We start from the raw sequence: 25,401 nt of genomic DNA on the forward strand, positions 1-25,401 counted from the left end.
AGCAAGCCACGGGGTGGCCATTGTGGTTTAATTATCAACGCGGGAATGACATAAGAGAATTCTTGATTTTTAATAGTTTTTTACAGTAAAAAATATGAAAATACGATTTATTATAATAAGTTTTATATCTCTAATCTTAGTGGGATGGGGATATGCTGCCTATAAATTTGAACATCAAAGTAAAGAGAATATTATCTCTATTCTTGATGAATACGGGGAATATATAGCCTATGATTCAATAAAAGTTAATAAATATAGATTTAGCGTTACTTTAAATAAGGTGATGTTAAGACCTATAGATTTTTATTTTGATGAAATAGTTATTAGGCATATACCATTTTTAAATATTACAAAAATTGATTCTTACGGTAATAATGTGAAAATTACCACCGCTCAAGATGAAAAAAATATTTTTTACTCACCTGATCATCATACGACAATTTGGTTTAGAAAATCTTTATTTAATAGAGAACCTGGTTATTGGAAATTAAGCTTGAGTGATAATAAATCAACTCTTTATAGTTCTTTAGATGCAGAAAAATTAGCAGAAAGTGATATTAGCAATTCTATAATTACTAATACTAAAACATCGGATAACCTGAATTTGTTAATTTTGGATAGAAAAAATACTGTTTCTTTTATTTCTGAAAATTACAGAAGAAGTTTATATGATAAAATTTTTGAATTTTTTGGAGATAAGATAGCTAATGACTCTGATACTGCTTCCTTTGAGTATGGTTTGACAAAGTTAGATATATTGAATTTACCTATTGCTTATAATTCCAAATTAAAACTAAAATATAGTGATGAGTTAGTAGCTCTTGGGAAATTATTAATTCAAAACTTTTTGCTAAATCAAAAGCAAGAGGAAAATATGCATTCTGTTATTTTTATGCAGATGTTAGGAGAATTAGTAAAAGGTAGACCGTTTTTATTCTTTTGCGATATTGAAAGAAAAGGAAAAGTAGAAAGTAATTCATATAAATTAAATATAGACAAAGATAAAATTTTTGATTTTGCTTTAAATATTAAATATACTGTAGAACCTTCTGAAACATACGAAAAAACGGCAGTTGAAGTTTTAGGAAGTTACTTTAGTAATGGTTTAAACAAAAGAGCTGAGTTAGATAACAATTTTAAACTGACTAGCCCTATTACTCAAGAAGACGGGGAAAAAGTAATGGGTGTTTTTGCAAAAATAAATAATTCCGAATTTAATTTAAAAGGTGAGTTTGATCCTGAAGCAAAAAAATTATCCGGTAAAACTAATCTTGTAATGGATGATTTTAATTTTGCTATTGATATTGATATGCCTCATTTAGATAATCCTTTGATGCTCGAAAGTGTAATAAAATTATCGGATCCAAATGTGTTTATAAATAATTTTGTGCATTATACCGATAATGCCGTAATACCTGTGCTTAATAAAATAGAAGATTCTAAGGCATTTGCTTTAAAGCTAGGAAAACAATCTTCAGTAATAAAGCAATACGGTTTTAGAGCTATAGAAGCTTTTAGTAAAAATTCTGAATTAAAAGACGGTGAATCTTTAGTAGTTGATGTAAAAAGTAAAGACGCCGTGCTAACTTTTAACGATAGAGCTATTGATCAGATCCTTAGTGATGCAAGAGTATTAGAATTTATGAATGCCATGGTTATGATAGATCAAGAAAGAAAACAGTTGGTCGGTAAATAAAGTATTGTGCAGTGCGAGAAATTGTCATCCCGTGGTTTGACTCACTGGATGACAGCGGATTGTTTAAGAATCATATCGGCAACGTCTAAAATAGAAACCTAGAAAAAATAAGTTATAATAAAAATGATAAATATTTCTTTTCCCGACGGTAGTGTAAGACAATTTGAAAACGATATTACAGCCTATGAAGTAGCAAATGCAATTTCAATGTCACTGGCTAAAGCAGCAATGGTTGCTGAAATAAATGGCGAGCTTAAAGATTTAAGTACCGTAATTGAAAATGATTGCAAGCTTCGTATTTTAACTGCAAAAGATTCTGAATGTCTTGAGATCATAAGGCACGATGCGGCTCATATTATAGCTGAAGCTGCTAAAGAATTATTTCCTGATATTCAAGTAACTATCGGTCCTGCAATTGAAAACGGTTTCTTTTACGATTTTGCTAAGGATAAGCCATTTACACCAGATGATGTGGCAATGATAGAAGCAAGAATGCATGAAATAGTCAAGCGAAACGAACAAATTACTAGAGAATTATGGAATCGTGATAAAGCCATTGAGTTTTTTAAATCGATAGGGGAGCACTATAAAGCCGAAATTATTGCTTCAATTCCTGCAGGTGAGCAGATTACTTTATACAGGCAAGGTAATTTTATTGATTTATGTCGAGGCCCGCATGCTCCTTCCACAGGTTTCGTTAAGCATTTTAAGTTGATGAAAGTTGCAGGAGCTTATTGGCGAGGTGATAGTCGTAATGAGATGTTGCAGCGTATATACGGTACGGCGTGGGCTACGAAAGAGCAGCTCGATAATTACCTCTTGATGCTTGAAGAAGCCGAGAAACGTGATCATAGAAAGCTAGGGAAAGAGCTTGATTTATTCCACTTCCAAGAAGAAGCTCAAGGGATGGTATTTTGGCATGATAAAGGTTGGAGTATATATAATACCATTGAGCAGTATATTAGGAAAAAGATTCGTAAAAACGGTTATACTGAGGTTAAAACACCTGTTTTAGTCGATAAAAGTCTTTGGGAAGCTTCAGGACATTGGGAAAAGTTTCGTGACGATATGTTTGCGTTAGACACAGATGACAAGACGCTTGCTTTAAAGCCTATGAATTGCCCTTGCCACGTGCAGATATTTAAACAAGGTATCAAGAGCTATCGTGATTTACCGCTACGTATGTCTGAGTTTGGTTTATGTCATCGTAATGAGGCATCCGGTGCGTTGCACGGTTTAATGAGAGTGCGGAGTTTAGTACAAGACGATGCACATATATTTTGTACAGAGGAACAAATTACCGATGAAACGGTTAGTTTTTGTAAATTACTGACGGAAGTTTATAAAGATTTTGGTTTTACCAATATAAGTGTAAAATTCTCTGATCGTCCTGAGGTTAGAGCCGGTAGCAATGGGACGTGGGATAAGGCAGAGAATGCTTTAAAAGAAGCAGTGGAAAAAGCAGGGTTTACTTACACGCTAAACCCGGGTGAAGGTGCATTTTACGGTCCGAAGCTTGAGTTTGTTTTAACCGATGCGATAGGACGGCAGTGGCAATGCGGTACACTTCAGATGGATTTTGTTTTGCCGGAGCGACTCGATGCTAGCTATATTGCAGCAAGCGGTGAGAAAAAAAGACCGGTAATGCTCCATAGGGCAATACTAGGCTCGCTTGAGCGTTTTATTGGTATATTGATTGAAGAATATGCTGGGTGTTTTCCTCTTTGGCTTGCTCCTATACAAGTTGCTATTGCAACAATTACAAGTGATTTAAACGATTACGCTTTAGAAGTGCAAAAAGCTTTAATTGATAATGGTGTAAGAACGGATATTAATATCTCACCTGATAAAATTAACTATAAGATTCGTGAGTTTTATAATCAAAAAATACCTATGATTGCTGTAATCGGTAAACAAGAGCAAGAAAATAAACAAGTAACGATAAGAAGACTCAGAACTACCGAGCAGGAAGTATTATCGCTCGAACAGTTGATAACATTAATTAAGGAAGAGAATGAGAAGTATTTGTAATATATATGAAATTTAGAATTGTTTAAGACAACATAATGTTGCGATGTCATTCCTGCGTAAGCAGGAATCCAGTTACCATTAATGTCATACCGCGACTTGATCGTGCTTAGGACTCAGCTTGTACTAACAAGATCCCGTGTGTCAAGCCACGGGATGATATTTTTGCTTTTTTTTGATTCCCGCTTTCGTGAGCATGACATAAAACGAGACATGCAGCAATGCGTTCCTACTTTTAGTTTAGAATAATATATATTTCTCAACTTATAAAAAATCAAAACTCATCCTGTTTCTTTTTTATGGTCGGTTATAAAGCCGTATAAATTGCTATTTTGTTATGATGATTGCACCGTTTGCAAGTGCTCTCTTTGTATCCTATTTTATATAACTATGCACATACAGCTTTTGCTTGATTTGTTTACCCAAAACGCAAAGATTACATTTGCACAAAGTTATAAACCGGTAATGGTTTTTATAGCGGCACAAGCTATTCTTGATTTAGCTTAATGTGCTCACAATTTTGTACAGCTTAAAGCCATAATCTGCGAGTCGTCGCATAATCATTTTTTCAAGCAGTAATTGTTTCTCCGAGATATCAGTCTTTATCATTGATTATATATAAAGGTGGATATCTCACCTCATCTGTACGTAATACAAGCTGCTCTTTATAAGATTTTGACCATGAAATAGGATATAAGTAGAGAAATTTTGCATTCTCAATATTTGTTTCAATATCAATAATGGTTTCGCTAATATAGTATGCTGTTATTTTATAACTAATTATTACGCCCAATTGCTCTAATGCTGCAATGCATGATAGCTTAAATGTTAAGCATGCGAAGCATCCTTATTAGGAATTACTGCATAAACAACCAGTTTATTTTTTGTGGGACTAAAAAATTCTCCATTATTTAATATATTACAGTTTTGATATAAAGAGCCGATAAAACTACAGAGTCAATGCAAAGTCTTTCCATAATCCTTTAGTAAGAATTGCTTACTTTTATTAAATGATATAGTAACAAGATATATGTTAGACATAGTTTAAATAAAACTTACCTATTTAGCTAAGAATACTGCCTTTTATAATCTAACTTAATCGCAGTTTATTCCTAGATAGCTATATCAGTATATAAGTATTGATTTTAAACCTGCTTTAAAAAGAAGTATAAAATACTATTTTTCAAAGAAAAAAGTTATACCCCTAAGGCTTTTTTACCTTTAGATGGTTCTTGTTCAACTGCTTGAGTATGAGATTTCACTTGAGGGAGTGCAAGATCTACCACATGTTCATATCGGACGCCGTTTTCAAATAAAACTTGACCGCATTTATTCACTTGCATAACATCTTCTTTAGAGAACTTATTTAAAATAACTTCCGTAATGTCGTAAAGGAATTTCCAAGATAATTCTATTCTTTCTTGTAATGTCAGCTTTTTATTTTCTGGTTTTTGACTATTAAGGGCAACGTTTGGTGAATTATCAATATTACCTCCTTCAGCAGGTAATATAGTTTTTTTACGTGCTGCTATTTTCTTATACATTAAAAATAATAATGCTAAGCAACATATTGCAATTAAAATATGAGTATTAGAATTAGACACTATTTTGCTCTTCCTTGTTGTTGAGTTAAGTTTTGTGTTTTAGAAAGCATCGTAACCGCAGCTTTACCTATATTAACTAAGTTAGCTATATCAGGAGCTAGCTTTGCAACTGCTAAGACCGGAGGCGGTAATGAGTTAGTTTTTATTGCTAGACTTATAACATTTCCGAGTTCCTGACTTCCAGGTATTACTCATACTATTTTTTTATATTGCTTGCAATTTCTGTAGCTTTTGTTGCTGCTTTACATAAGGATTCTACTTTTTTACCAAAAGAGGCTTCTGGATTTTATACTTTTCATAATTCTGTTTTAGTTTCATTTTAGATTATCCGAAATAGTATTCTTTACAGAGTTTAATTTGTCAATATTTATATCTTGTTAAATTGAAATTTCAATATTACTTTTTAGTGTTGCTATTTTTTCTTCTACTTCATCTTTGCTTGTCGGTATAGCTTTAGTAGCTTTTGCAACATTATCTAGTGAAGCTCTGTTATTAGGGTTGTTATGTGCTATTCAATAATTTTGCGATGCGATTCTTTTGAGATTTCTAAAATTGCGTCCATTTGCTTAGCGTTTTCATAAAGGCTGTCAATCTGGTCATTAGATTTAACATCTCACCTTATTTCTTTTATATCATTATGCAATTTTATTATTTTTGGCAATAATTTTTCCGAATCCATGAGGTTATTTACTTTTTCAAGTATATCGCTTATTTGTATAAATATTCTAAGCATCTGCATTTGAGCTGATATAACTCCGACTAATATATTTTCTAATAATTCTATAATTGTTTTAGAAGATCCCGGATAGAGTTTATCTAATTCTTTCTTCCTGAAATTTTAAAACTTGTGCTAAAACGTTTAAACATTTTTCTACAATAATCCCGTCAAATACAAAGATATCTTTTGTTTTTAAATGTTCTTGATATGCTTTCTCAAGTACTGCAGATAAAGTAGTTAGAGATTCTTGGATTGTCCTATTAAAAAATTTTTCTATTTTCTCTACATCAATATTTTCAGTGTGAGATAATTCATTTAAAGAATTTTGTAAAATATAAAATAAATGATCTTCTAAATCTTTTACATTCATTTTCAAAGATTTTGTAAAACCGTTTAATTTTATTAAAAGTCTTTGTAGTTCTTCTTGTTGTTCTTTATTTAATCCACTAAAACTAGAAAAATTAATTAAATAGACATAAAATTTATTATTTTATTACCAAATATTAATTAATCTTAAAGTTTTATAACTTTAAAATAAAATGAAAAATAGTTATCATTGCCCTTGAGATTAATTTTTGTTATATTACGTGCTAACATTGCTACAATAGATTTATATTGTTTTATTGGGATATAGGTTAATTCTTGAAAGATTAAACTAATCTAACTAACATATTATCAATTATTCAAAAAATTTATGCGTAAATTAGCTACATTTATTATCACATTATTACTAACCGGTTCGGCTACCGCTGTTGATTTGCAGGAAGCTTTAACTGCAGGATATAAGAATAATGAGGAGCTGAAAGCTGCTAGAATTAAATTTTTGAATGCGATTGAGCAATTTCCTCAAGCTTTCTCAGGATTTATGCCTAGTGCCGGATTGCAGATTAATAGACAAAATAGTAAGACTAAATATAATAGAAAATATACTGATAAGCTTGGTCTTACTACAAGACAGACAGATAGCAATCAAGGTGCATTAACAATAGAGCAATCATTATTTAGCGGTGGTTCTAGTGTTGCGGCTCTTAAAGCTGCTCAATCAGGGTTTAGAGCATCACGAGGCGAATATTATGCTGGCGAACAAAAAATATTATTAAATTTAATAACTGCTTATCTTGATTGTTTTGAGAGCAAAGAGAAATATGATATTTCTGAAAGTAGGGTTCGTACTAACATACAACAAGTTAACACTGTTGAAGAGAAATTAAGATTAGGGGAAGCAACGGCAATAGATATAGCAACTGCAAGAGCAGGGCTTGCAGCGGCAGAAACGAATAAATTAGCTGCCTATGCCGATTTTCAAGGCAAAAAAGCTAATTTTATTAGAGTATTCGGAATAGAGGCGACTGATCTAACTATGCCTAATTTACCTGATAAATTACCTGCTTCATTGGATGAGTTAACAAGAAAAGCTGCTAAGTTCAATCCTGATATTGATTCGGCAAGGCATAATGTAATTTCGGCGAAAGCTTTGGAAATGGTGCAGAAAGGAAAGTTATTGCCGCAAGTAAGCGTAAAGTTGCAATCAGGTAGAACTGACTATAATCCACAAGATCCAGCTGTACAAAATATAAACAATAAAAGCTATACTACTATTCTTTCGGTAAATATACCTATTTATCCAGATGGAGGAGCTCAATATTCAAGAATCAGATCGGCTAAAAACCAAACAAGAAGTAGTGCAGTTCAGCTTGATAGTGCGATAAAGCAGACACAAGCGGGTGTTGTAAGTGTGTGGGAAGGATTTGAAGCAGCAAAATCTCGTATTGTTGCAGCTAATCAAGGTGTAGATGCTGCACAAATATCATACGATGGTACAGTGCAAGAAGAAATAGTCGGCTCCAAAACTATACTAGATGTTTTAGACGCTGAGCAAAAATTGTATGAAGCAAAAATAACTCGTGTGGATGCTTATAAGAATTCAGTACTTGCTGCATATCAAATGAAATTGTTAACCGGCGAGCTAACGGCTCAAAGTTTAAAACTTAAAGTAAAATATTTTAGTCCTGAAGAAGAGTTTAAGACTATTAAAAAGAAAATGTTTATAGGTTTCTAACGTGAGTAAGGAAAATAACAAGAAACAAGATATGTCTGTAGAAGACATATTAAAATCGATTAAAGGAGTAATTAACAAGCATAAAAATCATATTTATGAAAATGATAGTGAAGATGAAGATATATTAGAGTTAACAGAAATAGTAAATCAAGATGAGGAAGAAAAGTTAATATCACCTAAATCTGCTGAAGCGGTAGGTGATATTTTTAAAAATTTTACCGATACTATTAAAGATAAAAATCTGGATAATAATATCTCATCTAAAAATGCACTTGAAGAATTAGTCACCAAGATGTTAAAACCAGAACTTAAAGCTTGGCTTAATAAAAATCTACCTGTACTTGTTAAAGAGTTAGTAGAAATTGAAATAAAGAAATTGGTGCAGAATAGTAAGAGGTAGGGGAGTGAATTATTGTCACCACGTGGCTTGACAACGGGGGGACAGGATAAATAAGGAATTATATGTTAAATAAATCATGTAAGATATTATTTTTTATCAATTTGTTATTGGTTGTAGTGCAAAGTTATGCTTCCCCTCCGCCATTACCGACATCATTACCGGCTGCCGAAGTGGATACTAAAGACAAGGATGTTAGCTCTAATTCCGATATTTCTTTTTTTGATAAATTTAAGCAATTTTTTAGTAAATCAAAAAAGAAAAATATCCACACTAAACAGCCAAATGAACAAACTAAAGCAGCTCCTCAGGAAGAGCCAAAGCTAGCTTCACACGAGCATACTGAAGATGATGTATCTAAACCTTTTATAGATGTTGGTAATACAGCATTGCCTAGTGCCATCGCAAGTTATGAACATGAAAATGGTGTAAATTTAGCTTTTCATGACATTCAGGAATCTAGTGAAACCGAGGCATCTAAACCTTTTATAGATGTTGGTAATACAGCATTGCCTAGTGCCATCGCAAGTTATGAACATGAAAATGGTGTAAATTTAGCTTTTCATGACATTCAGGAATCTAGTGAAACCGAGGCATCTAAACCTTTTATAGATGTTGGTAATACAGCATTGCCTAGTGCCATCGCAAGTTATGAAGTACATGAGGAAGAAGTCGCTTCTAATGAGCATAAAGATACAAATTTATCTTCTAATATTATAACTCCTAACGTACCGAGACCGATAGTATCTATGCCTCCGGCTCAAGCAGGAAGTTATGTAGTGCCTCCGCATCGACCGGTGCAAATATATAAACCGACCAATTTGCTGTCTGTGCATAGGCCTATTCCGCTTAATACCCCTCCTGATGCTTATAAAGAGGCAGAAAGCGTAGCACCGCAATCTATACCTAATATGCCTGCGGTTTCTCCGCCTGTAATCCAAGATATTACTACCCCTAGTACTATGCCGACAACGGTACCTTCGGCAGTACCTAGTAATGTACCTGCACATCGAGTAATGCCTACCAATCAACCTTCTACGCAGCCTATAACACAGACTAGCCCAAATACACCCGTTACTACTCCGTCTAAAGTAGTTCCTAAAATTGATTCTTCGGCAGAAATAAATAACTCGCAAGAGACATTTGTTGCTGTTTCAGATGTCCAAAAAAAACAAGATTGGAATACTCCGCTTATACCCGTTGTTGTAGTGAAGCCGAATCAACCTCAGACTTTAGAGAAGCAAGTCAATAGTCAAACTACACATAATCAAGAGAAATCACCTCCAGTAAGCTCTCAAAATGTCACGATCCAAAAACAAGATAATAAGGTGAATAATGAAACCTCGGTATCGACAATAAAATTCGTTAAAGATGAAACACAAATGTTACTTTTACCTGATGATGATATAGTTCTTGGTAAACTAACAGAGCAAGCGACTTTAGAGCAGATGGATATGTATGGATATATAGCGCTGTTCCAAAAGAAAGAAGAATGGATAGCAAGTGCTAAAAGAAGAAAAGTTGTAGAGAGTTTTATTAAATATGATAGTTATATAAATAAAAAGCAAGATATTTATTCCAATCTATCTTATTGTAAGGCAGTAGATAATGCTTTTAGAGCAGTTGATAGCAATAATCTTTTTGGGCTGCGTGCATTACTAGACGTTTATCCAATATTGCAAGAAAAAAGTAGAAGCGGTGAAACATTACTCACTGCTGCTATTTATAACGATAATTACTATTTAGCAAAATTTTTAGTCATACGAGGTGTTCAAATTGCTACTCTAAATGATGAATGCCAATATCCGTTAGATATTGCATTAGCTCAAGCAAACACTAACATAGCTTGCATGTTAATCAAAGCTAAGGGATATAATTAATTATGTCATTCCAGCTTTCGTGGGAATGATTTAGAAGTATTAGGCTATCCCAAGTGATTCTTTTTAGGTAATGCCACACCATTTCTTTAAAGCTTCATTGCTTTCTTGAGTTAAATAGTTTAATTTAGGAAAGAAAATAATTAATTCCTCCCCTATATATATGAATGATTTATTAAGCTTTAACAAAGAAAAGAAAAATAAGCTAGTCGATAATAACTATAGTGCAAAAGATATTGAAGTATTAGAAGGGCTGGAGCCTGTTCGTAAAAGACCGGGGATGTATATCGGTGGTACTGATTCAAATGCTATGCATCATTTAGTATCTGAGGTGCTAGATAATGCTATGGATGAAGCACTCGCCGGCTTTGCAAGTATCATCACGATAAAAATGCATCAAGATCATAGTATTACTATATTTGATAACGGTCGTGGTATTCCTATTGATAATCATCCTAAATTTCCTGATAAATCAGCTTTAGAAGTAATTTTAACTACTCTTCATTCAGGCGGTAAATTCTCAAATAATGTTTATCATACTGCAGGCGGATTGCATGGCGTTGGAATATCGGTCGTAAATGCTTTATCTAAACATTTAGAAATAAAGGTGTATAAACAAGGTAAATTATATAGCCAAAGTTATTCTCAAGGAAAAAAATTAACTGATTTAATATGTGAAGAATCATATAAAAGGCTAAGAGGTACATCAATAAATTTCACTCCAGATCCAGAAATTTTTAGTGAAAAATTACATTTTAATCCTAAAAAGATTTATGAGCTTGCAAGGTCCAAAGCTTATTTATATCGCGGTGTTACTATAGAATGGGAATGCGAAGTAGAAGTACTGTCAGATATACCTAAAAAGGCATTAATAAATTTCCCGAACGGTTTAAAAGATTATTTAAGTTCAAAAATAACTTTAGATAATTTAATTATTCCGGAAATTTTTTCAGGTAATGTAGAGTCTACGCCGGATGGAATAAAACTTGAATGGGCGATTTGTTGGCAAAATAATGATAACTCGGCATTTATTCAATCATATTGTAATACTGTTACGACTCCTCAAGGAGGAACGCATGAGCAAGGACTTAAGTCGGCTATTTTACGTGGGCTTAAAGCGTACGGTGAAATGATAGGGAATAAAAAAGCTGCTAATCTAACTATTGAGGATATTTTAGAAACCGCATGTGTCGTACTTTCTATTTTTATAGCTGAACCGTCGTTTCAAGGACAAACTAAGGAAAAATTAGTGTCAAACGGTGTAAGTAAACCGGTTGAGAATATAATAAAAGATCATTTTGACCACTTCCTTAGTAGCGATAAAGCTTTAGCTACTAATTTACTTGAGCATGTAATTGCTATTGCCGAGTTTAGAATAAGTAAGAAAAACGAAAAAAATATTTCCCGTAAAAATGCTACTCAAAAATTACGTTTACCCGGTAAACTTGCCGATTGTACACGAACTTCACCTGAAGGGACGGAATTATTTATTGTAGAAGGTGATTCGGCAGGAGGTTCTGCAAAACAAGCACGTAATAGAGAAACGCAAGCAGTATTACCGCTATGGGGTAAAGTGCTAAATGTTGCGAGTTCTACGCTTGAGAAAATCGTTAATAATCAAGCAATACAAGATTTAGAAATAGCACTTGCTTGTGGTAGTTTAAAGAATTATAAAAAAGAAAATTTGCGTTACGAAAAAATAATTATTATGACTGATGCAGATGTTGACGGTGCTCATATAGCTTCGTTGTTAATGACTTTCTTTTTTTTACGAATGCCGAAATTGGTAGAAGAGGGGCATTTATATCTAGCTAAGCCTCCGCTTTATCGTTTAACGCAGTCTAATAAAACTTATTATGCAGGCGATGAAGAGGAAAAAGCTAAATTAATGGGTAAATTATCGAAAGCTAGTAAAGCTAAAATTGAAGTAGGTAGGTTTAAAGGTCTCGGTGAAATGATGCCTGCACAATTAAAGGAAACTACTATGCATCCAGAAAAAAGATCGCTTTTAAATGTAACTTTAGAAGATTTCCAAAATGTCGATAAAATAGTAGATGATTTAATGGGTAAAAAGCCGGAAAAAAGATTTCAATTTATTTATGAACAGGCGTTAGTTAAAATGGATAAAATTATTAACGAGTTGGATATTTAAGACAAGGCGTCATTGTGGGGCATTGTCAACGTTGACCGCATGGCTCGAAAAACTTACTAGATGTCATTCCCTCCTTCGATGGCATGACATATTAACTTTTATTGGAGTATTATGTTATTACGCTTAATTATAACACTATTTTTTATTATAAATTCTATTTGTACATTTGCAGAAGCAGAAAAAGAAACTGAAAATAAAATATCAAATCAGGAAGCTTATAAGCAATTTCAAGACGTATTTGAACGTATCGAAAAGGATTATGTACAGGTACCCGATAGGCAAAAAATGATAGATGAAGCAATTAACGGTATGTTAAGCTCTCTTGATCCTCATTCAAGCTATTATACTGATGAGGATTTAGAGGATATTTTTACTTTTACAAAAGGTGAATTCGGTGGAATCGGTGTTGAAATAATGTATGATAGCGGAGCAATTAAGATAATATCGCCTATTGACGATTTACCGGCTTTTAAAGCAGGGCTTAAAGGCGGGGATTATATCGTAGGCGTGAATGACGAGTTAGTCTCTACGCTTGGTCCTAATAAAGCTATAAAAGAGATGCGTGGTATGCCTGGTACTAAGGTTAAATTGTTGATAATTAAGGAAGAAGAGGCAAAACCGCAAGAGCTAGAGCTTACTCGTGAAATAGTAAAAATCAAGCCGATAAAAGCACATTTAGAAAAAAATAATATTGCATATATACGTATAACTACTTTTAATGAGTCAACAATTTCTGAGCTGAAAGCAGTAGTAAAGAAGTTAAAAACTGAAAGTAAAGATAATCTTAAAGGTATAATTCTAGATTTACGTAATAATGCCGGTGGTATACTCGATCAAGCTATTGCCGTTAGTGATTACTTTATTGATTCCGGTGTAATTGTAACAACAAAAGGTAGAACTACATCAAGTAATAGCGAGACTAAAGCAAATGAGTTTTCATTAAAAGCTCCCAAAGTACCTATGATAGTTTTAATAAACGGTAATTCTGCCTCTGCCTCAGAAATAGTTGCTGGAGCTTTGCAAGATCATAAAAGAGCAATAATACTTGGCACTAGGTCTTTTGGTAAAGGATCAGTGCAGGCTTTAACGCAAATCAATTCTAGGGCTGCCGTAAAACTCACTATATCTAAATATTACACCCCAAGCGGTCGTTCTATTCAGGCAGAGGGAATAGAGCCTGATATTTTAATTGAGCCGGCAAAAGTCGAATATCCTGAGGTAAAAAAAATAGATAAGCGTTTTTCAGAAAGTTCTTTAAAAAATTACTTAAAGAATGATAATGAAAAAAATAAAGATAGCAAAAAAGAAACAAAAGCCAAAAATAATAAACAAGAAGAGAATGAATTATCGGAATTATACAAAAAAGATTATCAATTTGCTCGTGCTTATGATGTAATTACAGGGTTGATTCTTAATAAGAAGCTGGCAGCAAAAGAGCAAGTTAAACAAGAAGATAAGTAGAGAGAATAATTTCATTCCCGCGTAGGCGGGAATCTAGGGTAAAGTGAGATAAATCAAGCTTTTCAAATAAATTTTTTAAAAAATTTTACAGTAAGGGCTTTCCGCCTACGCGGGAATGACATCCAGAGCATTCATACAGTAGGGATGCAAGCTATAGGATGACTTGAGAGCTAAAAATAACTACTAGGTCTCGTAATGAACCATAATAAGTATATAGTAAGATTGTCATTTATTATATTATTTCTTAATATTGTTATAAATATGATGTTTTATCGTTATTTTATGATAAAAGAAATGATAGTAAAACAAGTGGCTTTGGAACATACTAAAATTGTAGAACTTTACACTGATAATATTTGGAATACTCATCAGAACGTAATCAGTAAATTACATAAATTCGATTATTTAAAATTATTACAAGATCAAGATTTTATTAATTTTGCAAAGATTACCGCTCAATGGTTCACCAATCTTAATATTAATATTTCTCTCTACGATCTCAAAGGTAATAAATTCATCACTAGTAATATGTTGCATATGTATAGTGTAGACAATTATAAAGATGATAGTTTGGTTGAGATATTTACCGCAAAAATCGATAAAATTTTTTTGAAATCCTTTACTTCAAAAGCTCCGCTTCACGATGCTTTTGATGGTATTACAAGTCATATATTATTACCAAGGGTAGTAATAGAAAATGAAAGTGATTTAACAGTGGAAGAAGCTTCTTTTGTTACTAGCTATATCCCTGTTATAGATAATAATTTAGATTTTCCCGTAGATGCAGTATTTGAGATTAACACTAATATTACCAGCCAGTGGCAAAATATAACCGCTCTTGAGCAAAAGGTTTTTATAACTTTTATCATTATTTTTATAATATTCTGCACTATAATTATTAGTAATACTAATTATGCTAGACAAATTATTGAGGAACAGTTTGAAACAAATAGAAATTTAAAAGCTCAAATAGTAAAAGTAGAACAAACTAGCTCTTCAAATACAAAGTTTTTTGCTAATATTAGTCATGAATTGCGTACACCGCTTAATGCTATAATAGGCTTTTCGGAAATTCTTATGTCGGAAAGAGATGCAGAAAAAAGTAAAAATTATATTAAAGATATAAATGATGCCGGTAAACATTTGCTTAGTATGATTAATGATATTTTAGATCTTTCTAAAGCTTCTGCCGATAAATTAAAAGTAGATAGTATAGATCTTGATTTAAATAAATTAATTAGTTCTTCGCTGGCACTTGTTAAGCCTCGTGCTGATCAAGCCGAAGTGGCTTTAATGAGTAGATTACCGAAAGAGCATGTGGTTATAAAGGCTGATCCAAAAAGGCTAAAACAAGTATTCTTAAATCTTTTATCAAATGCCGTGAAATTTACAAATTCCGGAGGAAGTGTTGCTATTACACTTGAAAAAGATGAGTTAGCAAAATTAGTATATATCAAAGTTATAGATACCGGTATCGGTATTGAGGAAAAAGATATTCCAAAAACTTTATCAGCGTTTGGCCAAATTGATAGTGAGCTTAGTAGAAAATATGAAGGTACTGGTCTTGGGTTACCGCTTACTAAAAAGCTGGTTGAACTTATGAATGGTAAATTTGATTTGCAAAGTAAGATAAATGAAGGTACCACCATAACAATAACTTTTACATATGATGGTAGTATTGAAATATGATATTGCTACGTGGTTTGGTGCTTTCCATTGTCACCCCGTGACATGATCACGGGGTTCAGCCACGGTATGACATCGAGTGTGTGTTTAAAGCGATGCAATAACACATACGGATGCGTAGCTCATGACGATTTATTCTACATTGTAGAAATATAAAAAAATTGTGTGGAATATAAAAAAATTTTCGGTATTATAAAAAATTATAAATTTTTAAAAAATATATGAAGTTTATTGTCTTATTATTTACTTTTTTATTTTCTATGTTTTCTTTCGGAGAAAGCGAACCTATTAAAGGTAAACCTTTAAAATATGTAGTAAATAATGATTTTGAAAATAGATTAGATGAACAGGAACAAGAAATAAGAAGGCTAATCGGTAAAGTTGAGGTTTTACAGCATAAAATTGATCTGCTAACACAAAATTCAAATATTCCAAATCAAGAAGAAAATACTGAAATTTTAGAAGCCGGTGATTCAAAAAAACAAGATGTTTTTGATATAGCTTTGCTTAAAGATATACCGGATAATGTTCCTAAAAAACCTATTGCGATTAATAAGGATATAGCGCCTGATAAGCAAGCTTACGATTTGGCTCTTGCTGCTTATAAAGATAATAAACTTACTGAAGCAAAAGATAAGTTTAAAAATTTTATCCAAAAATATCCTAACAGTTTGCTAATTAGTAATGCTTATTTTTGGTATGGGGAATGCTTTTTTAAACACAAAGATTATAACGGAGCAGCGGTTAACTATTTAAAGGGTTATAAAGAGTCGCCGAAAGGGGCAAAATCTTCCGATGGGTTATTGAAGTTAGCAATTGCCTTAGGCGAATTAAAAAAAACTCAGGAAGCATGTAATATACTTGATAAGCTTGATAAGGACTTTCCAACTAATAGAACTGCCGCATCCAAGAAAATGGCAGGAGATGCTAAGATCAAATTTGGTTGTAAAAATAAATAAGAATAATACAATATGACTGATATTTTAGATGAAGTACTGAGTGATCACAATGAAGAAAAAAGGTTGATTTTTTTCAAAAAGCTTTTACCTATAATAATAATCATTTCTATGATAGTTATTACTATAATGGTTGTTATTAATAATAATAAAGATACAAGAATTAAAAATAACCAAAAAAACGGAGATATTCTTGTTAAGACTGTTGGTTTGGAAACAACAAAAGATAATAAAGAATTAGCTTTTAATACTTTAGAGAATTTAGTTACTATTAGTAATACTAAAATAAAAGAAATAGCTTCATTAGAACAAGTAGCTATCAAGATTTCGGAAAAAAAATATTCAGAAGCGAAAGACCTGCTTGATAAAATTATTGTAAATAAAGAATATTCTGAAATTTCTACTGCTTATGCACGTATTGCATGGTGTGGTCTTGTTATTGATGATCAGAATCTAGATATTCAAGATAAAGAAAAATTGACAAAATATTTAAATTATTTTGATGACAAGAAAAAACCCTTTTGGGCTACAGCAACTATCATAAAAGCTATGTGGGATATTAAGAATAATATGAAACCACAAGCAGCAAAAAATCTAAAAAATTTATTAACTTCAGATAATGTATCTGATCTAATAAAAGATCAGGCTAAAGCATTGCTTGTAAATTTAAGTAAATAATAATTTGTACTTAAGGAAAAATATGACAAAAAAAATAGCACTTCTGTTATTACCTTTTATTTTAATTTCATGTAGCGGGCTTGGACCAAAACGTGTGAAAAATATTGTTGAGTTGACTCCTAAATTAGCAATTCATACTAATGATCCTATATATTTAGATTCTAATGCAAATATACATACATTTAATGCAAATATGCTTAAGAATAAACAGTATAGTTTTGCTAGAAGCAAAACAATTACTGAGCCTATTTTTATAGGCGATATGATTTATGCATTAGATATTAGATCGAATGTTTCTGCATTTTCTATAGAGAAAAATAAGATTATTTGGTCTTATAATTTAAGTAGACATAAAAAAGATAATTATATAGGCGGCGGAATTTTACACCATAACAGAAAATTATACGTAACATACGGTTCAAGGATGTTAGTAGTACTAGATGCAAAATCAGGTTATGAAATAATTAGAAGAGAACTTCCGGATATTATGAGAACTAAGCCTATTGTGCTCGATGATAATACTATCTTAGTGCAAACTATCAGTAATCAAACTATTGCTTTAAATGCAGAAACTTTAAAAACCGTATGGGAACATGAAAGCATAGCGGAAGTTTTATCGGCTAGTTATTTTATGACGCCGATAGTACATCATGATAATGTAATAGTAACTTATAATTCTGGTCAAGTACTCGCCTTAAATATAAAAAATGGTGAAGTAAGATGGAATTTTGAGTTTGCAAATCTTAATGATTATACAGCTATACCGAATTTTGACGAATCAAGTATTTTATGTACCCCAGTTCATGATAATATGAATCTTTATATAGCAACCGGTCTTGGTAAGCTTATTAAGCTTAATATAGCAACTGGTAGCGTGATTTGGCAGGTAAATGCCGAGGATATTCAATCAATGTCTTTAATTGGTAATAGCCTATTTGTAACAAATAATGCTCGACAAATAGCAGCATTTAATCCTGAAACAGGGAAAGTAAAGTTTGTAGCTGATTTAAATGATGGACAAGATCCTAAGAAACTAAAATCTGCTACTTTTTTAGTACCTTTTGTTGGAGTTGATAATAACAATAAACGAAGTTTAAATGTTATTTCCGTTAAAGGTGTTTTATATAGTTTTGATTTTGATAATAATGGATTAAACATGATACCTCATATTGTTAAAATTATAAAAAATATTCGTTATTATGGGCTAATGGCAGATAATAATTTATATTTTTCTACCGATAGAAAAATAATATTCGGAAGTAAATAGATTATATTTAGCTTGACAGATAGCGGGTATTAATGATATTAAATATGTTGCTTGATTCTTTAATTTTAAATTCTAATTAAAATAGATACTATTGTGAAAACTTACTCGGCAAAGCCATCGGAAATTGAAAAGAAATGGTGGGTCATAGACGCAAAAAATATTGTGCTAGGACGACTCGCTAGCAGAGTTGCTAATATGCTACGCGGTAAGCATAAGCCTAGTTTTACACCTCATTTAGATTGCGGTGATAATATAATCATAATAAATGCAGAGCACGTAAAATTGACAGGTAAAAAAGCGAATCCCAGAGACGGAAAAATATATTACAGATATACAGGATTTCCAGGTGGGATAAAAGATACTACGGCAGGTAAAATATTAAGCGGTAAACATCCTGAGAGAGTGATTAAAATGGCCGTAAAAAGAATGATTACAAGAAATGCTTTAGGTGCTAAGCAAATGAGTAATTTGTATGTTTACGCAAATAGTGATCATCCTCATATGGCACAGCAACCTACTGTGTATGATTTTGCAGGCCAAAATCCAAAAAATAAAAAGTAATAGAATATGACCGAGTTAAAAATTAAAACAGCAAAAGTAGAAAAGCATTTAGCCAAAGAGCCTTTAAAACCGGTATTAAAAACTCCTACACAAAAAATAGATAGTTCAGGTAAGTTTTATGCTACAGGTAAAAGGAAAAATGCTGTAGCAAGAGTATGGATTAAAGTAGGAAAAGGAAAAATAGTTGTTAATAAAAAAACAATAGACCAGTATTTTCCTTCTGAAACTTATGTGAAAACTATCTTACGGCCGTTTGTCTTAACAAACACTATTGATCAGTATGATGTAATTTGTACTGTTAGAGGTGGAGGAGTGTCAGGACAAAAAGGTGCTATTTTACATGGAATTTCTAAAGCTTTAGATAAATCTGTGCCGGATTTTCATACTATTTTGCGTAAAGGCGGTCTTTTAACACGTGATTCTAGGGTAGTAGAGCGTAAGAAGTACGGACAGCGTAAAGCACGTAAGAAAACACAATTCTCTAAACGTTAAGATATTGGCTATTGTCATTGTTGCATTCTTCACTATTATGAGCATTTGCTAGTGTTTGTTGCATGGTTTGAGAGATCCATTAAATGTCATTTCCGCGTAGGCGTGGATCCAGAAAAACACTAAACAAAGACTAGGTCCTGCGATCAAGTTGTGGAATGACGTGAACAAGCCTATACGACAATGCCTACGATCTTAACAAGTTATATAAACACTTTTCCCATGGCGGGGTAGCTCAGCTGGTTAGAGCAACGGAATCATAATCCGTGTGTCGTGGGTTCAAATCCCTCCCTCGCTACCATTCATTCATCTTTTTGAAAGTTCTATATTAAACTGATTTGAACTTGGTTCTTTGTTGTGCATAATCTAGTCTATTGATAGATGAGTTCTACCTTCATGCCTGTCACAAAATTAATAAGATTTTTGAAGGAATAGTTATTCATAATTCAACAAAATCTGATAATTTGTAGCAAAAATATCTCATAATTATAATCATTAGTTTGATTTTTATATTTATGAGCTTTTTTCCAATATATGCTAAATCCTTACCTAAAGGGTTCGTGTATCTGAAAGATATCGACCCTACAATTATTCAAAATATGCGTTATTATTCAGATAAAAATTTTGTTGGTAAAAAAGGTAGATTGTTATAAAGCACCAGAAGCAATTTTAACAATAGCAGCTGCTAAGGCTCTTAAAGCAGTACAAGCTGAGATAAAAAAAGATAGTTATTAACTTATTATATATGATGCATCTAGACCGCAAAAAGTTGTACAACATTTTTTAAGATGGAGAAAATGGATAATATTGATCAAAAAAAATAAGGAAAGCTTTTACCCATATATAGATCAGTCTAAATGTTTTACACTAGGTTATATAGCTGAAAGATTCAGTCATAGTAGTGGTAGTACTGTAGATTTATCAATAATAAAGCTTCAAAATGAAGTCTATTAAAAAACTACGACAGTATTAAGTGAGAAAAGATATATACCATGTGAGTGCGGTATTACGGCGCTTGAGCAAAAAGAAATTGATAAGTTACTAGTTCAGTTACAAAGCAATTTGCACGTGAATGAAGTATGGAATCTTTATAAAAAATATAAATTTCTTATGGAATTTGCAAATAAGATCACTGAAATTGCAGAGCAGGAAGCACATCATCCCGATTTCACTATATCTTGGGGAGCATCGACGGTCTGACTGAAAACGACTTTATATTGGCTGAAAAGATAGAAAGTATTACTTACTTAGGCGAAAAGAATGATAGTAAAAATCATACAAGTATCAATAGCTAAATGATGATTTCTTATTAAATGAATTGAATTATAACTAATCTTAATAATATTTAATAATAAGGCATGTTTAGAGTAAACATAAGGTAATGTTATGCCAAATTATCATATTAAATTTTACCAAATATAGTTAATTTAATCGGTTATTTTTGTAGACTTATTTTATTACCAAATTTAATACCATCTGATTCTAGTGAAAATATTTATGACCAAAGCCTTGATAGAAATAAGGTATATTCTGTACATTTCAAACCTTTTGCTAATAGTTCTACATATTTTTTAGATGAGCATCCTGATCATACATTTGTACATATTGCTAATAAAAAATATATTTTATGTGGATTGGTTAGAGAGCTAAAATTTGCGTTTGAAGATATAAAATCATGGTTTTTAATGCCGGAAGCTCAAATTGATACGGTTAATTGGGACACTATAACAACAAATCACTGTCTAAGTAATTTGATTATAAACTTATTTCATATAAGAGAAGTAAAAGATTTTATTTCTAATATAACTATATCTAACCTAGCAAATGCATTTACTACACATATTATCGGTGATAATAATTATAACTTAATACAGCATGATAGTACATATTATATGATTGAATCTAGTTACGATAAAGATATTAGTTTATTGTCTAGAGGAACAAATGAATGTGCTGTATTTACTTTAGGCAATGATACGGATACTTCATTATTTAGTGCTATAAATGAATTAATTGAAGGTGATAGAGATGTATAAATAGTTCTGCTACAAGTACTATATTTATCTGTATTACAACAGCAGTAATATTAGTATATTAGGCATAAGATACATAGCTAATAAAATTAAGATACATATAAATTCTTATTACTATGATGATAGCGATCAACATAATATATGTTTAGTTCAAATAGAGGATCAAGAGGGGCTAAATAGTTCAGTATACTTGTTTAATTTGAAAAATTGGCTACTCTATCTTGTGCTGATAGTCCTCACTAATATGTACGCTGCGTTCATCAGTTTCAAGATGCTTCTCTCTTTTCCAAATTAAAATTCGTCTACCAACTCTTCATTTATGAGAGGGATATATAAAATTTTTACTGAATTAATGATTTAAATTCTTTTACAACGGCTTGATAAAGTTTCCGTTTGAAAGGAATTATAATAGATAATAGTTCGTCAAGTGATGCCCAACGCCATTGGTCAAATTCCGGATTAGAGGTATTTATATTAATATCTTCGTTATTTCCGGTAAACCTAATTAAAAACCAGCGTTGTTTTTGGCCACGAAAATTACCGTTCCACAATTTAGGTATTAACAAGCTTGGTACATCATAACTATACCAGCATTTGCTTTCTGCAATAATATATCCTTTATCACTTCCTATTTCTTCTAACATCTCACGCATTGCTGCAATACTTGGAGTTTCACCAGGAACTATCCCACCTTGAGGCATTTGCCATGCAGATAATTTTGTATCTATTCTTTTACCGACGAATATATGGTTATCGGCATTTAATATCATCATGCCGACTCCTAGTCTATATGGTAAATCAAGATGTTTTTTGGAAGAATTTCTCATTATTTTTTACTTTAAAAAATCAATTATAATTTTACTACTTTATTTCTACCCGTTGTTTTAGCTTCATACATAGCTTTGTCAGCACGTTCAATGAAAGATTCTATTGATTCTGCTTTTTTATATTCTGTAACTCCGATTGAAATAGTTTTTTGTAAAGGTTCAATTTGATCTTCAATATGAAAATCCATATATTCTATTTTAACTCTAATTCTCTCCGCAGTTTCAATTGCTTTAGAAATATCTATATCCGTTAAAAGTATAGTAAACTCTTCACCGCCGAATCTTGCTATTAAGTCTGTTACTCTAAGCGTATTCTTCAAAATACGGGATACAATCGTTAAAACCTTATCACCTGCTTGATGACCGTAAGTATCGTTTACGTGTTTAAAATTGTCGATATCGCACATCAGTAAATATAATTTAATACTTTCATTATTAGCTTTCTCAATCATTTGTTTAAGGTGTATATCGAAATAGCGACGATTAAATAAGCCGGTTAAGCCATCTTTAGCTGCTAAATTAACACTTTGTTCAAGATCATTATGTAAATTATCTTGATATTGCTTACGCCTTAATTGTGTTCTAATTCTGGCAAGTAGTTCGCTTTCCTCTATAGGATAAACGAAATAATCATTAACACCGAGTTCAATACCCTTCACAACTAAAGGCATACCGTCTTCATCAATTTGTAAAATTATTACAACGCCTCTTATTTCTTCTTTACCTCTTAAAATAACACTGATTCTCAAAGGATCTTCATTTTCGAGCGTACTACTGATAATTACTAAATCTGGTGTATATTCATTTATAATATCTAATTCATCGGAATTACTTATTACCTTTACGTTTTGTGTAATCTTAAGTAACATTTGTTTTATATTTTTAGCTTGTATCACATCATCATTAATTAGTAGTATTTTTTTATCTGCAAAAGTGTCATGCATTTCGATATTTGTTACGCCTAATAATGCATTAGTGCTATTACGAAGCTTTAATTCATCAATTAAGCTTTTCATTCTAGAGAGCGATTTAAGTCTTACAAATAGAGCAGTATCGTTAATCGGCTTTGTTAAAAACTCATCAGCCCCTGCCTCAAGACCTTTAACTCGATCATCAACATCAGAAAGTGCAGTTACCATTACGACTGGTACATGAGTAGTTTCCGGATTGGTTTTTATCGTTTTACATACCTCAAATCCATCCATTTCCGGCATCATAACATCAAGTAGTACAGTATCGATTTTTTCCTTTTTAAGAATTGCTAATGCTTCTTTGCCGCTATTTGCAGTAAGAACCGTATAATACTCTTTTAAAAGTTTGGCTGTCAGTAACTTAATATTGGTTTCTATATCATCTACTACTAATATTGTGGTCATAAGATTAAATTCTTGTTTTTGAATGAAATAATTTGTATATTTATACTTTAATTTTAAGTCTCAAATGTATAATATATGAAAATTTCAGCAAATTCAATTAGAACAGGTAACATATTAGTTTGTAATAATGATTTATGGGTTGTAAGCAAAACACCGGAACATACGCAACCTGGAAAAGGTGGAGCTTATGTACAAGTTGAGATGAAAAATTTAAAAACAGGTATAAAGCGTAACGATAGATTCAGTTCTTCTGATTATTTGGAAAAAGCCGAACTTGAACAAAAAGACTATCAATTTTTATATTTTGAAGGTAATGATTTAATATTGATGGACACCAAACATTTTGATCAAATAAATGTCCCCAAGGGAATTTTAGAAGAAAAATTACCTTTCTTAACTGAAAATATGATTGTTAAAGTCGAATTTTATAATGAAAAGCCTTTAAATATTGAGCTTCCTCCAACTGTTATACTTGAAATTAGTGAAACTGATCCGGTAATAAAAGGAGCAACCGCTACCGCTTCTTATAAACCGGCAGTTTTAGAAAACGGTATTAAAGTTAAGGTACCGCAATATTTAGCAATAGGAGAAAAAATTGTTGTTAAAACTGATGATATAACGTATGTCGAGCGAGCTAAATAAATTTCCATTATGCAACCTATAACTAATTTATTAATTCATGCCCTGCGTAAAGCAGTTAAGTTTTTGCATAGAGATTTTTTAGAACTTGAAATGCTGCAGAGAAATTCTATAAGAAACGAAGAATTTTGTAATCGATCTTATTTAAGATTAAAAACTTTATTATGTGAAAAATTGCAAAAACATACACAATATTTATTTTTTCCAGAAGATCAATTTGATTTAAATAATAATTATGAGAGTGTTTTTTTAATTAATCCTATAGATAGCACAAATAATTTCGCCAGAAGCATACCTTTTTTTGCGATATCTGTAACGTATTTAAAAAGGAATCAAGAAGTTTTAACTCCTACTTCTACAGTAATATATTTTCCTGCTCTTAATGAAATTTATTATGCTGAAAAAGGCAAAGGAGCTTGGATAGAAAAAAATAATTTAAACTCTAATTATCAAGGATTAAGACTTAGAGTTTCGGATAATGCAGATTTAAAAAACTGCTTAGCAATTATTGAAGATGTAAATCATGATGATTTGGAGGCGATAGAGGTAGATAATATTAGATCTTTTGGTTCTCCTTGCTACGGGGTGACGCTTGTAGCTTCAGGTAAAGCGGATTTAATATGTGTATCAGTATTAAATATTACATTATATTATGCATTTGAGCTTCTTATTAAGGAAGCAGGCGGGATCATTATAGATGCTAGCGATAAATTTGTATCTTCAAATCGTTATATTGCTAATAAACTTAAAAAATATTAGAGGTTATCTGTATTAGTTATTTTAATTGATAATTAAAGAAATTTTATAGCAAAAATTAATAAGATTTTGGAATGAGTAGTATTTCCTATTTCAAGAAAATCTTATAATTTGTAGCAAAAAAGCATTTAATTATCTTTA

At 31.7% G+C, this 25,401-nt stretch carries 19 protein-coding genes, 1 tRNA gene and 4 pseudogenes; 20 read left to right on the plus strand and 4 right to left on the minus strand.

From position 1 onward, the window contains the following. The first annotated feature begins 94 nt into the window (after positions 1–94). A complete protein-coding gene (locus A1C_RS01470; RefSeq protein WP_012149272.1) occupies positions 95–1,696 on the plus strand; it encodes a hypothetical protein in 1,602 nt (533 codons plus the stop codon). A gap of 123 nt (positions 1,697–1,819) precedes the next feature. Continuing rightward, positions 1,820–3,727 (plus strand): threonine--tRNA ligase, encoded by a 1,908-nt coding sequence (gene thrS, locus A1C_RS01475; protein WP_012149273.1) that lies wholly within the window; start codon positions 1,820–1,822, stop codon positions 3,725–3,727. A 1,193-nt stretch (positions 3,728–4,920) separates the two neighbouring features. Here the strand turns inward: thrS and A1C_RS01490 are convergent. Together A1C_RS01490 and A1C_RS09205 are read right to left on the minus strand one after the other, a co-directional pair. After that, positions 4,921–5,328, minus strand: coding sequence for a DUF2660 domain-containing protein (locus A1C_RS01490; protein WP_012149276.1), 408 nt, complete (start codon positions 5,326–5,328; stop codon positions 4,921–4,923). After that, positions 5,328–6,512: pseudogene (locus A1C_RS09205) on the minus strand (hypothetical protein). The gene A1C_RS01490 and the pseudogene A1C_RS09205 overlap by 1 nt, the downstream one beginning before the upstream one ends. Positions 6,513–6,740: 228 nt before the next feature. Between A1C_RS09205 and A1C_RS01500 the strand changes: the two are divergent. The 16 genes and pseudogenes from A1C_RS01500 (at position 6,741) to A1C_RS01570 (ending at position 21,665) form a co-directional block, all read left to right on the plus strand. Further along, the gene (locus tag A1C_RS01500; RefSeq protein WP_012149279.1) at positions 6,741–8,105 is read left to right on the plus strand and encodes a TolC family protein; all 1,365 of its coding nucleotides are present in this window, start codon (positions 6,741–6,743) and stop codon (positions 8,103–8,105) included. 1 nt (position 8,106) lies between these two features. Next, on the plus strand, positions 8,107–8,505 hold the full coding sequence (locus A1C_RS01505) for a DUF2497 domain-containing protein (RefSeq protein WP_012149280.1): 399 nt from the start codon (positions 8,107–8,109) through the stop codon (positions 8,503–8,505). A gap of 62 nt (positions 8,506–8,567) precedes the next feature. Beyond that, positions 8,568–10,382 carry an ankyrin repeat domain-containing protein gene (locus tag A1C_RS01510; RefSeq protein WP_012149281.1) on the plus strand — a complete coding sequence of 605 codons (1,815 nt, stop codon included), beginning with the start codon at positions 8,568–8,570 and terminating at the stop codon, positions 10,380–10,382. Between the two features lie 160 nt (positions 10,383–10,542). Continuing rightward, positions 10,543–12,531 carry a DNA topoisomerase IV subunit B gene (parE, locus tag A1C_RS01515; protein ID WP_012149282.1) on the plus strand — a complete coding sequence of 663 codons (1,989 nt, stop codon included), beginning with the start codon at positions 10,543–10,545 and terminating at the stop codon, positions 12,529–12,531. Positions 12,532–12,642: 111 nt separating this feature from the next. Further along, positions 12,643–13,992 (plus strand): S41 family peptidase, encoded by a 1,350-nt coding sequence (locus A1C_RS01520; protein ID WP_012149283.1) that lies wholly within the window; start codon positions 12,643–12,645, stop codon positions 13,990–13,992. A 195-nt stretch (positions 13,993–14,187) separates the two neighbouring features. Then, positions 14,188–15,681, plus strand: coding sequence for a sensor histidine kinase (locus A1C_RS01525; protein ID WP_012149284.1), 1,494 nt, complete (start codon positions 14,188–14,190; stop codon positions 15,679–15,681). 218 nt (positions 15,682–15,899) lie between these two features. After that, entirely contained in the window at positions 15,900–16,637 is a 738-nt protein-coding gene (ybgF, locus tag A1C_RS01530) for a tol-pal system protein YbgF (protein WP_012149285.1), read from the plus strand. A 12-nt stretch (positions 16,638–16,649) separates the two neighbouring features. Next, on the plus strand, positions 16,650–17,312 hold the full coding sequence (locus A1C_RS01535; protein WP_012149286.1) for a DUF2659 family protein: 663 nt from the start codon (positions 16,650–16,652) through the stop codon (positions 17,310–17,312). A 22-nt stretch (positions 17,313–17,334) separates the two neighbouring features. Continuing rightward, positions 17,335–18,579 carry an outer membrane protein assembly factor BamB gene (locus A1C_RS01540; RefSeq protein WP_012149287.1) on the plus strand — a complete coding sequence of 415 codons (1,245 nt, stop codon included), beginning with the start codon at positions 17,335–17,337 and terminating at the stop codon, positions 18,577–18,579. Between the two features lie 93 nt (positions 18,580–18,672). Next, entirely contained in the window at positions 18,673–19,140 is a 468-nt protein-coding gene (gene rplM / locus A1C_RS01545; protein ID WP_012149288.1) for a 50S ribosomal protein L13, read from the plus strand. 6 nt (positions 19,141–19,146) lie between these two features. Beyond that, a complete protein-coding gene (gene rpsI, locus A1C_RS01550; protein ID WP_012149289.1) occupies positions 19,147–19,632 on the plus strand; it encodes a 30S ribosomal protein S9 in 486 nt (161 codons plus the stop codon). A 221-nt stretch (positions 19,633–19,853) separates the two neighbouring features. Further along, positions 19,854–19,930: transfer RNA gene (locus A1C_RS01555), tRNA-Met, on the plus strand. Positions 19,931–20,144: 214 nt separating this feature from the next. Then, positions 20,145–20,307 (plus strand): annotated as a pseudogene (locus A1C_RS09390) (D-alanyl-D-alanine dipeptidase); the annotation flags it as partial. 309 nt (positions 20,308–20,616) lie between these two features. Next, positions 20,617–20,924 (plus strand): annotated as a pseudogene (locus A1C_RS01565) (4a-hydroxytetrahydrobiopterin dehydratase). 91 nt (positions 20,925–21,015) lie between these two features. Continuing rightward, a pseudogene (locus tag A1C_RS06575) lies at positions 21,016–21,305 on the plus strand (hypothetical protein); the annotation flags it as partial. A 9-nt stretch (positions 21,306–21,314) separates the two neighbouring features. Next, positions 21,315–21,665, plus strand: a complete 351-nt coding sequence (locus A1C_RS01570; RefSeq protein ID WP_041816816.1) for a hypothetical protein — start codon at positions 21,315–21,317, stop codon at positions 21,663–21,665. A gap of 338 nt (positions 21,666–22,003) precedes the next feature. Here the strand turns inward: A1C_RS01570 and A1C_RS01575 are convergent, their stop codons facing one another. Then, positions 22,004–22,489, minus strand: a complete 486-nt coding sequence (locus tag A1C_RS01575) for an RNA pyrophosphohydrolase (RefSeq protein ID WP_012149293.1) — start codon at positions 22,487–22,489, stop codon at positions 22,004–22,006. Positions 22,490–22,512: 23 nt separating this feature from the next. After that, positions 22,513–23,865: a PleD family two-component system response regulator gene (locus A1C_RS01580; RefSeq protein ID WP_012149294.1), complete on the minus strand. Its 1,353-nt coding sequence runs from the start codon at positions 23,863–23,865 to the stop codon at positions 22,513–22,515. Positions 23,866–23,940: 75 nt separating this feature from the next. Between A1C_RS01580 and efp the strand changes: the two genes are divergently transcribed. Further along, positions 23,941–24,507 (plus strand): elongation factor P, encoded by a 567-nt coding sequence (gene efp, locus A1C_RS01585; RefSeq protein WP_012149295.1) that lies wholly within the window; start codon positions 23,941–23,943, stop codon positions 24,505–24,507. Positions 24,508–24,516: 9 nt separating this feature from the next. Next, complete coding sequence (locus A1C_RS01590; protein WP_012149296.1) at positions 24,517–25,263, plus strand: inositol monophosphatase family protein; 747 nt, start codon at positions 24,517–24,519, stop codon at positions 25,261–25,263. Positions 25,264–25,401: the final 138 nt, after the last annotated feature.

This window comes from Rickettsia akari str. Hartford, from assembly GCF_000018205.1.
Taxonomy (GTDB): domain Bacteria; phylum Pseudomonadota; class Alphaproteobacteria; order Rickettsiales; family Rickettsiaceae; genus Rickettsia; species Rickettsia akari.